A 13239-nucleotide genomic window follows, 5' to 3' on the forward strand; every position below is an offset into this window, starting at 1 on the left:
CCGTGAAGGTGGTCGTACAGTTGGTGCTGGTGTTGTATCTAAAATCATTGACTAGTTCCTGATTTTAGTTCTCACGAGAACTGAGAAAAAGACGCTTCGGCGTCTTTTTTTATGTCTAAAATTTGGTAGCTAACAAAGAGAATAAAAATAATCACGAATGAGAACTATTATTGTTTGCAATTTGTATCAGAGCTTATTACAATAAACGCAAATAAAAGTGATTCGCATTTGTATTCGTGGTGAGAGATGAACAAGAAAGTTTTTATGGTAGTAACATTTTATCTGGCAAGTTTACTTAATCTTGCACAGGCTAATGATCAAACCACAGAGGTTAATTTCGTTAAACAGCAACAACAAATTGAAGCGTTAAAAAGAGCACTTAGCAAGCTAACTTTAGAGGTCTCGGCTGCCAGTAGTCATAAAGTCAGTGATTATTCACCTAACAAAAATTGGCAAATTAAATCATACGGCAGTGTGCTTTATAAAACAGAAGATGTTTTTCGTAATACGCAAGACACAAATCCAGAAAAACGAAGCAAGACTGATGTTGAGCGTGTTGTCTTAGAATTTGGTTACCAGTTTGATCGCCAGTGGCAAGTTGAAATCGAGTTAGAGTATGAACATGGGGGAACAGGTGCTGCATTAGAATACGATGGTTTTGAAGAGTTTGGTGAATTTGAAACTGAGATCGAAGCAGGAGGAGAAGTGCTTGTTGAAAAATTAGCACTAAATTATGCTTATAATGAAAATTTTGCGATTAAATTAGGGCGAATTTTTGTCCCTGTCGGTTTAGGTACTGAGCTACATAAACCTGATCAATATTTTACTACCGAGCGTCATTGGAGCGAATCAACCCTTATCCCTCAGGTTTGGCATGAAACAGGTGTTAACTTCACCACAAATTGGCAAGGATTAAAAGCACAAGCACTCGTAACTACGGGTCTCAATTCTGAATATTTTCGTACTTACCGTTGGGTAGCAAGTGGTCATCAAAAGCGTTTTGAAACCGTTAATGCCGACGACCTAGCATTTACCTTACGCGTAGACTATGGCGATCTTAAAAATGGCTCAGGTATTGGTGCGAGTTTTTATACTGGCAATACCAGTGGTAACCGTAACAACACCAATAATATATCGGGTAACGGAAATTTAACAATTTTTGGCTTAAACGGTGTGTATCGCTATCAAGATTTAATAGTCAGAGGTCAGTTGTTATTCGGTCAATTAGAGAACAGTCCATCCATCACTTCAGCGAATAAAACCACTCCAGGATTAAAACCGGGTAATTTCGCTCAGTTGGGTAGTGAAGCTGAATCAGCTTTTCTAGAGGTTGCCTATAACAGTCAGTCTTTACTTGGTTTAACTAAGCCGCTTTATTTTTTCACATCATACGATTACGCCAACCCGGTTAAAGCCTTAGAAAGTGGTGCGGCAACAGCGCGTTTTGATATTGAAGAAATTGCTGTCGGCGTAAACTTTATTCCAACTAAAAATATTGTACTGAAAGCGCAGTTTGCCGAAAAATATTACGCACAAGATAATCTCGATAGTACACAAAGCTTTAGCTTATCAATGGGCTATTATTTTTCAATTTAATCATTAATTTAAAAGACGAAAAAATATTTATTTAAGGAAATATAAATGTTAATAAAAACTTCACTCTTAGCTACTTCAGCAGCACTCTTATTGTTATCTGCTTGTGGTGGCAGTAGTTCTTCTGATACTACACCAAGTCCAACAATTGTTGAGCCAACAGGTTTTACCTTTGATGCGGAACCTATGATAGCGAATATTACCAATGATATTATTGTTGAAGGCTACAATGATCTTAATACTAAAGCAGAGATGTTTCACTTAGCGACACTCTCTCTATTAAACTCACCTTCACAAGCAACGTTAGCGGCAAGCCAAGAAGCGTGGCAAACCGTTCGTTCTCCTTGGGAGCAGGGTGAAGCACATATTTTTGGTCCAGTAGATGCACTTTCGATTGATCCACATTTAGATACATGGCCATTGAATACCAGTGATTTACAAAGTTTACTAGCAACACAGAGTGGCTTTAATGCTGACGTAATTAAGCTATTTAATGATGACGTTCAAGGCTTTCATACCATGGAGTTTTTACTTTTTGGTGATGGTTTAACTGACAATGCAAAAGCTATCGATGAAATGACGGCATTAGAGCGAGAATATTTGGCCGCTACTGCTGAAGTATTCCGCGAATACACACAATCTCTCTATGACGCTTGGACCGTTAGGCATGACGCTAACGATTTAAACTCTTCTGCATATAAAGCCTTTTTATTGACACCGGGCAACGATGTTTATGCCTCTCAGTTAGGCGTAGTTCAAGAGTTAATTAATGGTTTAATAGGAATTGTTGACGAGGTCGGTAACGGAAAAATTGCAGAACCTTTTGGTAGTGATATTAACTCAACGGATACTTCACTCGTTGAGTCGCAATACAGCTGGAATTCATTAGCTGACTTTACTAACAATATTCAAGGTGTCCACAATGTGTACTTAGGGCGCACATCAGCACAATCTTCCTCTGATATTGGTATTATTGATTTTATCAAAGCCGCTGATAGCGAGCTAGCTGTACGTGTCGATACTGAAATTCTTTCAGCAATTAATGCGATCAAAGCGATCTCCGGCAACAACGATATGCCATTCAGACAAGCTATTAATGATGTAGAAGCTCGTGTACGTGTCCAAACCGCTATAGATGCGCTAGGTATTTTACAAGCGTCACTAGAGAATGATGTGCTGACATTATTGAAAGAATGGAATAGTTAATTAACGATCAACCAACGACCCCTTACAGGATGTTATGTGTGCAAGGATGCACAACCTTTTTATTACGAATAGATAAATTTTATGCAAAATAATGTTAATCACATCAATAAGCTTAAGACTTTGGTCATTTTTTTATTGGCAACACTTTTTATTAGTGGTTGTAATAGTGACAGTAAGTCAAAAAGTAATGAAACGATAACGCCTAACTACCCTGATTATACTTTTGTTGAGAACTTAGGTGCTCAAGCGACTGCATTTGACGCAAGTGATTCAGGGCATGGTTTCTCAACACCTATCACTACACTTAGCGAAGTAGAATTAGTAAAACATCTCAACGGCGATGCTAATTTTGAAATGGCTTTTATTACAGCTCCTAATACTGAGCATCCAGAATTAGATGGCTTAGGGCCGGTTTTTAATAACCAAGACTGTAATTCTTGTCACCAACGTGACGGGCGTTCATCAACATTGACCGTACCCAAAGGTGAGCAACGGATATTACTAGGCTCCAGCGCAGGCATCTTTTTAAGAATAAGTATTGACGACGGTGAATGTATAAAGCCGTCTATTGACAATAACTATTGTCAAAATATTCCTGTTGAAGGCTTTGGTACACAGTTATTCCACCGAGGTGTATTAAAAGCACGTGATGATTGGCAAGAAAACCCTTTTGTTGGCCAAGCCAATGTCTACCTCGCTTATGAATTTAATACAGTCACTTATTCTGATGGTCAGACTGTTGAATTAAAGAAACCCCTATTTACGATTGATAATGCCTACGACGTTAGTAAAAACCAACAACTAGACAGTGCAGTTATGCAGGCTGATGTGCGTTATAGTCCACGCAATAGTATGCCGATTTTTGGCTTAGGCTTGTTAGAGCTTATTCCTGAAAAAGATATTCTCGCGCTAAGTGATGAATTAGACAGTAATAGCGATGGAATTTCTGGTCGACCGAATTGGGTCTACGATGCTGTAAAAGCAAAAAACAATGATCCTATTCCTATATCTCTAGGGCGTTTTGGCTGGAAGGCGAGTACACCCAGTGTGCGTGTACAATCACTTGGGGCATTACGTGGGGATATGGGGATTACCAATCCATTATTTCCTGATGAAAGTATCGCTAATACATTTTTACATGACAGTTATGTGACGCGCACAGGTTTTGTTGATACAGGTGTTGACGAACAAGGGAATACTGAAGCAAGCCAAGCGTTTTCAGATGACGTTGTTTTCTATGCTGAAACCTTAGCCGTTCCTGCTAGACGACAAATAAAGGATAAAGCGGTTATTGCTGGTGCGTTACATTTTGAGGAGGTAGGGTGTACTTCATGTCATCAACCGGATTTTACTACCGCAAAGGGTGATGTTTCAATTGGTGGACTTCCTGCAGCAGAATCATTAAAAGGGCAACATATCTACCCATTCACCGATATGCTATTACATGACTTAGGTGAAGGCTTAGCCGACAATCGCCGTGATTTTATGGCAACAGGTAATGAGTGGAAAACCCGCCCGTTATGGGGTATTGGTTTAACAAAAACGGTAAATCCTGCTGCGGGCTTTTTACATGACGGTCGAGCGAGTACGGTAGAAGAAGCAATACTTTGGCATGGCGGCGAAGCACAGCAAGTGACTGATCGCTTTATGGCATTAAATAGTAGTGAGCGAGATAAATTAGTTTCATTTGTCATGTCGTTGTAGTTCGCCGTTTTTAGTGAACTAAAATCATCATCTCCAGATGAAGTGGACTTTGCGCAAAGTATCACTTTTTCAAGGCGTTAAAGAGTGTCTTTAACGCCTTATTTATTTTTACAGTCAGGTGTAACCTAATGCTCCCACAAAGATAAAATTTTGTAGGGTTTTAATTACACGCCACTGATTAATTGCTTTGTTGGAATATTACTTGCGGCTAATGCCGAGTTGTCTGGTAAAGCGGTATGTCCGGCTAATAGATAAATAACTTTTTGTCCATTCTCTGCAAGTTCAATGGCATGTTGAAAATTGATTAATATCGTTGAAGTAATACTTTGTGGGTACTTCTCAGCGTCACGGCGTATATATTCAATGAGATCAATATTAACGTCATCATCATAAAGTACCGCCTCAGCAAATTGCATTTCACGGTGAGTTTGTAATGTTAATTTATCAGGATCACCGTCTAACGTATGAACAAAGACAATCTCACCCACGGGTGGGGCTATTTCTTTTTTTATACTGGTAATAAGTTGTTGTTCAGCCTCTTGTACATTCCCCTGTAAAATATTTTCACCAATAGGACCTCTTAATATACTTTCCCAAAAGGTACGGCGATTGCGCAACCCTTTCACTCTTGCTTTTACATGGTCTCGAAATTTGAAAGAAAAGTCTGCTAGCTTACCATAGCCATTGGGGAGTGTTTTTTCAATTTGCTCTCTGAGCATTCTTAATAGTATAGGAGCACTACCGGAGCTAGACATAGCAATAATCATCGGTGAACGATCAATAATAGCCGGCGTGATATAAGTACATAGCTCTGGCTGGTCTACTACATTGGTTAGAATATTAAGAGGTTGCGACTCAGCTGCCACGGCTTTATTAACATCACTATCATCAGTAGCCGCAATGACTAAATTAATACCCGAAAAGTAGCCACTCTTATAATTATGCGTTAGCCAATGCAATTCATGTGCATCAATTAAGCGCTGAACACTGGGGGATAAACTTTCAGCCATCACGGTAATATTTGTCGTACTTTTTAGCAGTAATTCAATTTTACGTGCGGCAACATCACCACCACCAACAATCATCGCCGATATATTTTTAGCATCAAGGAAAATTGGAAAATATTTCATATAAATAACCTGTATTGTCTTCTGTTGTCTCTTTTATATTTCCGCTAGCTCAATGGATAACTAAGATGGTAGTGATAAAAGTGTTTCGCTGATGGCTAAACCATTTTTGTCGCCGTATATAAACTGTCCTGGAATAAAGTATATACCCGCAAAAGTAATGGGAATATTCACTTCACCGATACCTAGCTTTTCGGTTTTGATAGGGCAGCACCCCAATGCTTTAACACCTAAGTGGAGTGTTGCAATAGTACCTGCATCACGGATACAGCCATTAATAACAATACCTTGCCAGCCGTTTTTAACCGCTTTTTCAGCAAGCATATCACCTAAAAGTGCATGAGTAATACTTGCTTTACCGTCTACAACCATCACTTTACCTGTACCATCGGTATCAACCAAGGCTTTAACTTTTGAATTGTCATTAAAACAATCAACAGTAACTATTTCCCCATAGAATATTTTATCTTTACCATAATCGGTAAATAGCGGTTGAGCCAATGTTAATGCGTTAGGGTAAATGTCATATAAATCAGGGAGAAGATCGAGCATCATAGCGTTCCTTAATAGACCAGGTAGAATATTTTATATTGTCTTAACACTCTAGCAGAAGTCTTTGTAGGTATTAACTAACAAATGCTAAACTAGTGAAAAATTTATAGTGAGAACTTTTCATGCCTTGGATACAACTTCGCTTGAGTGCGAATGAAGAAACATCAGAAAAATATAGCGATTGGTTAAGTGCTTGTGGCGCTCAAGCCGTAACCTTCATCGACGCTCAAGATACCCCTATTTATGAGCCTCTTCCGGGTGACGAAGTTATCTATTGGCATAATACCGTGGTGATGGGCTTATTCGATGCCAGCCATGATATGGACAAAACACTTACTTATCTGAAAAGCATTCATCCCGATAGGAATGACATGGCTTATAAATTAGAGCAACTTGAAGATAAAGATTGGGAAAGAGAATGGATGGACAACTTCCATCCGATGAAATTCGGTGATCGTTTATGGATTTGCCCAAGCTGGCGTGACGTACCTGACCCCGATGCAGTAAATGTAATGCTTGATCCAGGTTTAGCATTCGGTACCGGTACCCATCCAACAACTGCATTATGCTTAACGTGGTTAGATGGTTTAGATTTAGTGGGAAAAACCGTGGTTGATTTTGGTTGTGGCTCAGGTATTTTATCGCTGGCGGCACTCAAGTTAGGTGCTAAAAAAGTCATTGGTATTGATATCGACCCACAAGCATTACAAGCAAGTAAAGCTAATGCTGAACGCAATGGTATTGAAGACCGTTTAGCGCTTTTCTTACCCAAAGACCAACCCAATCTTAAAGCTGATGTAGTAGTAGCCAATATTTTAGCGGGTCCATTACGTGAATTAGCGCCAACTATTATTGAGTTTGTTGCACCAAATGGCCAACTTGCATTGTCGGGTGTTTTAGAAGAACAAGCGAATGAACTGCAAAATATTTATGGTCAGTGGTGTGAGATGGATGCCATTGCAGTTCAAGATGAGTGGGTTCGTCTTTCAGGTAAAAAAAATTAGTCAAAATTCCTGTTATTATTTGAGCAGTATTTGTTAGCTATTTGTACAAATTCTGCTCACATCAATAGTTTGCAAAAAGTCAATATTAAAAACGCAAAAAAAAGCAAAAATTGTTCAATTTATATGCTTTTCAATTCCCTAAAAAACACGTAAACTTAGCGCCCTTTTGAATAGTAGCTCAAAAAAACAGCAACATGAATATAGGTTCGTATACTTTATCAAGTAATGTAATGCTTGCTCCGATGGCCGGAATAACTGACCAACCTTTTCGACAACTGTGTTGTCAAATGGGAGCAGGGTTAGCCGTATCAGAAATGATTTCGTCTAATCCCAAAGTATGGCATACCGAAAAATCTAAACGACGAAGTATTCATAGTGAATTTGCAGGTATTCGTTCGGTACAAATTGCCGGTTCAGATCCTGAAGAGTTAGCGTTTGCTGCTAAAGTTAATGTTGAAAATGGCGCACAAATTATAGATATCAATATGGGCTGTCCTGCTAAGAAGGTCAATAAAAAGCTCGCGGGTTCTGCTCTACTAAAAGAACCTAAACTGGTTGAAGAGATTGTGCGAAGTGTTGTTGATGCGGTAAACGTGCCAGTGACACTAAAAATTCGTACTGGCTGGTGTGAAAACACACGCAACGGTATTGAAATTGCTAAAATTGCTGAACACAATGGTATTCAGTCTTTAGTCGTTCATGGCCGCACACGAAATGATTTTTATAAAGGTGATGCGGAGTACGAAACGATAAAAGCTATTAAGCAGGCGGTCAGTATTCCCGTTGTAGCTAATGGTGATATTACCAGTGCAATAAAAGCCGCGCAGGTATTAAATTTTACTGGGGCTGATGCCGTAATGGTAGGTCGTGGTGCCCAAGGGAAACCTTGGATTTTTCGAGAGATTAACCATTTCTTGAAAACGGGTGAACATTTGTCTGCCCCCTCATTGGAAGAGATTTGTCCGATAGTTATCGGGCATGTAAAGGATTTGCACAATTTTTATGGTGACTTTATGGGTGTCCGTTTTGCTCGTAAGCACGTTGCTTGGTATATGCTCGCGTATGACCAAGAGAAAAAATTTCGTTCTGTTTTTAATGCATTAGAGTCAACTACCGATCAAGTTGACGCATTAGAACTGTATTTTGATAATTTAAATTAACTAGAAAGAGTCTGAACTTTATGTTTGAACAAAATATTTCATCACCATTCGTTACTGGCAAAATCCAAACTCAAGCTGAGTATTCTCCATTACGTACTCAAGCTAAACAAGCGATCAGTAACTACTTATCACAATTAAATGGTAATGATGTAGATGATATGTACGACCTTGTACTTTCTGAAATCGAAGCGCCAATGTTAGAAGAAGTTATGAAGTATACGCGTGGTAACCAAACACGCGCAGCTAACTTATTAGGTATCAATCGCGGTACTTTACGTAAGAAGTTAAAAAAATACGGCATGAACTAAAAATAAGACAGGTTGTTCCTGTCAATCGAAAGCACCCTAGGGTGCTTTCTTTATTTCTAGCTAAGGTGTTTCATCAAGCTAGCTACTCAGTATTGAGTAGAGGATTTATTTAAAGAAGAATAACTGCCAAGGACAAATGTCAACGGCCAGACAATTAAACTAACTTTAAGGTTAACAATAAAGCAATGGATACTCCACGCCCAATCAAACGTGCATTATTAAGTGTTTCTGATAAAACAGGTATTGTCGATTTCGCCCGCAGCTTAGCGCAAAAAGGGGTTGATATTTTATCAACCGGCGGCACAGCAAAGTTATTAGCTGATAATGGCATACAAGTCACTGAAGTTTCTAAATATACAGGCCATCCTGAAATTATGGATGGTCGTGTTAAAACACTTCACCCAAAAGTTCATGGCGGTATTTTAGCGCGTCGTGGTATTGATGAAGCTGTTATGGCTGAAAACGATATTAGTGCGATTGACCTTGTTGTTGTTAACCTTTACCCATTTGCTGACGCCGTTAGCGATGAAAATTGTACATTAGAAAACGCTATCGAAAATATCGATATCGGTGGGCCAACAATGGTTCGCGCTGCAGCAAAGAATCATAAAGACGTAACCATTGTCGTTAATGCCCGAGATTACGATCGTGTATTAGCAGAAATGAATACAAATGATGACTCATTGACTTACAAAACTCGTTTTGACTTAGCTATTGCCGCATATGAGCATACCGCTGCTTATGATGGAATGATCGCAAATTACTTTGGTAAAATGCTTAGCGCCCACGGCAGTGAAAATGCTGAAGTTAACTTCAAAGAGAAAAACAAATTTCCACGTACCTTTAACAGTCAGTTTATTAAAACTGAAGATTTACGTTACGGTGAAAACTCTCATCAAGACGCTGCTTTTTATGTTGAAGCTAATGCACAAGAAGCTTCAGTTTCAACCGCTAAGCAGCTTCAAGGTAAAGCCCTTTCTTACAACAACATTGCTGATACTGATTCAGCTTTAGAGTGTGTTAAAGAATTTGATGAGCCGGCGTGTGTTATCGTAAAACATGCTAACCCTTGTGGCGTTTCAATTGGCGACAATATCTTAGCGGCTTATGAAGGTGCATATAGAACAGATCCTACGTCAGCATTTGGTGGCATTATCGCCTTTAACCGTGAATTAGATGCAGACACAGCAGAAGCTATTGTTTCTCGTCAATTTGTTGAAGTTATCATCGCCCCAAGTGTTTCAGAAGCTGCTGCACAAATTGTTGCTGCTAAACCTAACCTGCGTTTATTAGAATGTGGTGAATGGTCTACAAAAACCACTGAATTTGATCTTAAACGTGTAAACGGTGGTTTATTAGTTCAAGACAGAGATCAAGGTAAAGTAACTGTTGACGAATTAAAAGTAGTGACCAAACGTCAGCCTACGACAGATGAAATGCGTGATTTACAATTTTGTTGGAAAGTAGCGAAATATGTAAAATCAAATGCCATTGTTTATGTTAAAAACAGCATGACTATTGGTGTTGGTGCTGGCCAAATGAGCCGCGTTTACTCTGCTAAAGTTGCTGGTATTAAAGCTGCAGATGAAAACTTAGAAGTTAAAGGTTCGGTCATGGCATCGGATGCATTTTTCCCATTCCGTGATGGTTTAGATGCCGCCGCTGAAGCTGGAATTACTGCCGTAATTCAACCAGGTGGCTCAATGCGTGATAATGAAGTTATTGCGGCTGCCGATGAACACAACATTGCTATGGTGTTTACAGGAATGCGCCACTTCCGCCATTAAATGAAATGCTTGTCGTTGTGAAGCCCTCTTTATGCGTTAAAAGTACTCACTGACTATCGTCAGCTCCGTGCTCTTTCCTTCAAAGAGAACTTCACAACTTAACGCATATTCAATTAACTGCTTTATTAGCCTTGTTGATAAAATGTTACATTTCAACAAGGCTAAACCCCTTTATTTTATCTCCCTTATCTGTTTCTTCTTTTAAAATCTGCTATAACATGTCGAGTTAACCTTTATTCTTGATATGGAAAAGCAAATGAAAACAATAAAAACTTTACTGTCTGCCTCAATCATTAGTCTGTCACTTGCCAGTGTCTCTTACGCTGAACAAACAAGTAAACCTATGGCTAATCTACAATTAGAGCAAGCTGTTGCTAGTGAAAATAGATCTGCTGCTAATAAAATGCGTGATCAATATCGTCATCCAAAGCAAACCTTAGAATTTTTTGGTTTTAATCCATCAATGACTGTTGTTGAAATTACCCCTGGTGGCGGTTGGTACACTGAAATTTTAGCTCCGGCGCTAAAGGGTAAAGGTAAATTAATTGGCGCACATTACCCCGATACGGGTGAAGACAACTATTACAGCAATTCGCGTAAAAAATTAGTAAAAAAATTGGCTAGCCACGAGATGTATAGTGAAGTTGAGTTATCAAATTTTGTGCCAAAGAAAGCAAGTGAATTGGCGCCTGCAGGTACCGCCGATATGGTACTTACTTTCCGTAATTTACATAACTGGGGAGAAGAGGGCGTAAGCCAAGTATTCATTGATGCATTTAAAGCATTAAAAGCCGGCGGTATTTTAGGTGTTGTTGAACATCGCTTACCTAAAGGCGCAACAGCTAACGATATGAATAGCGGCTATGTTTCTGTGGATAAGACAATTGCACAAGCTGAAGCTGCTGGATTTACTTTTATTGCCAGTAGTGAAGTAAATGCTAATGCTAAAGACAAAGCAAGTTATGAAAAAGGTGTCTGGACATTACCTCCTTCACTTGCATTGAAAGATAAAGAGAGAGAAAAATATTTAGCCATCGGAGAAAGCGATCGTATGACGTTAAAATTTGCAAAAGTAGCTAAATAATCTTAAGACTTGCGTCATAACTTCCCTTATAATGGCGCAAGTTTTTTAGCATATTTTCAAGTAAATAAAGTAGGGTTAAGATAAATGAATGTTTTAGTAATAGGTAGTGGTGGTCGTGAACATGCACTCGCATGGAAAGCAGCACAATCAGCACAAGTAGAAAAAGTATTTGTTGCACCAGGTAATGCTGGTTCAGCAACAGAGCATAAAGTAGAAAATGTTGCCATATCTGCTGGCGATACTGCTGCACTAGTCGACTTTGCTAAAACTCAGAACATTGCCCTTACGATTGTTGGTCCGGAGCAGCCGCTTGTTGACGGCGTCGTTGATGCTTTCCAAGCTGAGGGTTTAACTATTTTTGGTCCTAGTGCTAAAGCGTCACAACTTGAAGGTTCAAAAGCATTTACTAAAGACTTTTTAGCTCGTCACAACATTCCAACGGGTTGGTACCAAAACTTTACTGAAATAGAACCTGCATTAGCATATGTTCGAGAAAAAGGTGCACCTATTGTTATTAAAGCTGATGGCTTAGCAGCAGGTAAAGGCGTTATTGTCGCGATGACATTACCCGAAGCGGAAGATGCGATTAAAGACATGCTTGCAGGTAATGCTTTCGGTGATGCAGGGCACCGTGTTGTTATAGAAGAATTTCTAGATGGTGAAGAAGCTAGTTTCATCGTTATGGTTGATGGCAAAAACGTCTTAGCTATGGCAACGAGTCAAGACCATAAACGTGCTTATAACAATGATAAAGGACCTAATACTGGCGGAATGGGAGCTTATTCTCCTGCGCCGGTAGTAACTCCAGAACTTCATCAACGTATTATGAATGAAGTTATTTATCCTACTGTCCAAGGCATGTCAAAAGAAGGCGCACCCTATACCGGTTTCTTATACGCCGGATTGATGATCGGCGCATGTGGCACACCAAAAGTTATCGAATATAACTGTCGATTTGGTGACCCTGAAACACAACCTATTATGATGCGTTTAAAGTCTGATATCGTAGCGTTATGTTTATCAGCTTGTGCGGGCGAATTAGATAAAGCAAAGATAGACTTTGATCCACGTCCTGCTGTAGGTGTTGTACTTGCCGCTGGCGGCTATCCAGGAAGTTATAGTAAAGGTAAAGTTATTTCAGGCCTGAAAACTAATACGCACCCAGACAGAAAAACTTTCCATGCTGGAACGGCTCAAGTTAATGGCGACATAGTAACGTCCGGTGGACGTGTACTTTGTGCTACTGCATTAGGTGAATCCGTCACAGAAGCTCAGAAATCCGCTTACGCATTATTACATGAAATTAATTGGGAAGAAGTGCAATTTAGAACTGATATTGCCTATCGAGCTATTGCTAGAGAGCAAAGCTAACTTATATATTTTAAGCGTTTAGACAAAAGCCTCTTTTAAGAGGCTTTTTTATTAACTAAAATTACTTGATCATTAGAGGATCTTCAAAGATAAATTTAATTGATCTTTGTAATATAAATACCAACAGAATAAGAAAAAACCAAATAAAGAAGAAGTATGGTTGAATAAAGACCAATAAAACTACGGGTTGTACGTTAATTGCTCGAACAAATATTTATTTCAAAGTTATGACAAAAAAGGGTTGACGCCCAGCGAGAAATGTCTAGAATGCGCTCCAGTTCCAAGGGGTAACCCAAAGGGCTGTTTTGATAAGTTAACTTCTCTTTATAAGAGCTAAATGGTT

General features: G+C 39.2%; 11 protein-coding genes. 9 read left to right on the forward strand and 2 right to left on the reverse strand.

From position 1 onward, the window contains the following. Positions 1–264 precede the first annotated feature (264 nt). The 3 genes from H4J39_RS00965 to H4J39_RS00975 all read left to right on the forward strand — a co-directional run bounded on the left by H4J39_RS00965 (position 265) and on the right by H4J39_RS00975 (position 4503). The gene (locus tag H4J39_RS00965) at positions 265–1596 is read left to right on the forward strand and encodes a hypothetical protein (RefSeq protein WP_182225584.1); all 1332 of its coding nucleotides are present in this window, start codon (positions 265–267) and stop codon (positions 1594–1596) included. Between the two features lie 45 nt (positions 1597–1641). Then, positions 1642–2799, forward strand: coding sequence for an imelysin family protein (locus H4J39_RS00970; RefSeq protein ID WP_182225585.1), 1158 nt, complete (start codon positions 1642–1644; stop codon positions 2797–2799). An 81-nt stretch (positions 2800–2880) separates the two neighbouring features. Next, entirely contained in the window at positions 2881–4503 is a 1623-nt protein-coding gene (locus H4J39_RS00975) for a di-heme oxidoredictase family protein (RefSeq protein ID WP_182225586.1), read from the forward strand. Positions 4504–4667: 164 nt separating this feature from the next. On the opposite strand, the gene H4J39_RS00980 is transcribed toward H4J39_RS00975, so the two are convergent. Continuing rightward, entirely contained in the window at positions 4668–5633 is a 966-nt protein-coding gene (locus H4J39_RS00980) for an NAD(P)-dependent oxidoreductase (RefSeq protein WP_182225587.1), read from the reverse strand. A gap of 60 nt (positions 5634–5693) precedes the next feature. Continuing rightward, entirely contained in the window at positions 5694–6182 is a 489-nt protein-coding gene (locus H4J39_RS00985; RefSeq protein WP_182225593.1) for a putative 4-hydroxy-4-methyl-2-oxoglutarate aldolase, read from the reverse strand. 122 nt (positions 6183–6304) lie between these two features. On the opposite strand from H4J39_RS00985, the gene prmA reads away from it, so the two are divergent. The 6 genes from prmA (at position 6305) to purD (ending at position 12896) form a co-directional block, all read left to right on the forward strand. Then, complete coding sequence (gene prmA / locus H4J39_RS00990) at positions 6305–7186, forward strand: 50S ribosomal protein L11 methyltransferase (RefSeq protein ID WP_182225588.1); 882 nt, start codon at positions 6305–6307, stop codon at positions 7184–7186. A gap of 194 nt (positions 7187–7380) precedes the next feature. Continuing rightward, positions 7381–8346: a tRNA dihydrouridine synthase DusB gene (gene dusB, locus H4J39_RS00995; RefSeq protein ID WP_182225589.1), complete on the forward strand. Its 966-nt coding sequence runs from the start codon at positions 7381–7383 to the stop codon at positions 8344–8346. A gap of 20 nt (positions 8347–8366) precedes the next feature. After that, positions 8367–8654 carry a DNA-binding transcriptional regulator Fis gene (gene fis / locus H4J39_RS01000; RefSeq protein WP_070375036.1) on the forward strand — a complete coding sequence of 96 codons (288 nt, stop codon included), beginning with the start codon at positions 8367–8369 and terminating at the stop codon, positions 8652–8654. Positions 8655–8839: 185 nt separating this feature from the next. Beyond that, the gene (gene purH, locus H4J39_RS01005; RefSeq protein WP_182225590.1) at positions 8840–10441 is read left to right on the forward strand and encodes a bifunctional phosphoribosylaminoimidazolecarboxamide formyltransferase/IMP cyclohydrolase; all 1602 of its coding nucleotides are present in this window, start codon (positions 8840–8842) and stop codon (positions 10439–10441) included. 256 nt (positions 10442–10697) lie between these two features. Further along, positions 10698–11525 carry a class I SAM-dependent methyltransferase gene (locus tag H4J39_RS01010; RefSeq protein ID WP_182225591.1) on the forward strand — a complete coding sequence of 276 codons (828 nt, stop codon included), beginning with the start codon at positions 10698–10700 and terminating at the stop codon, positions 11523–11525. An 84-nt stretch (positions 11526–11609) separates the two neighbouring features. Then, a complete protein-coding gene (purD, locus tag H4J39_RS01015; protein ID WP_182225592.1) occupies positions 11610–12896 on the forward strand; it encodes a phosphoribosylamine--glycine ligase in 1287 nt (428 codons plus the stop codon). Positions 12897–13239 lie beyond the last annotated feature (343 nt).

Source organism: Colwellia sp. Bg11-12 (genome assembly GCF_014076955.1).
Lineage (GTDB): Bacteria > Pseudomonadota > Gammaproteobacteria > Enterobacterales > Alteromonadaceae > Colwellia_A.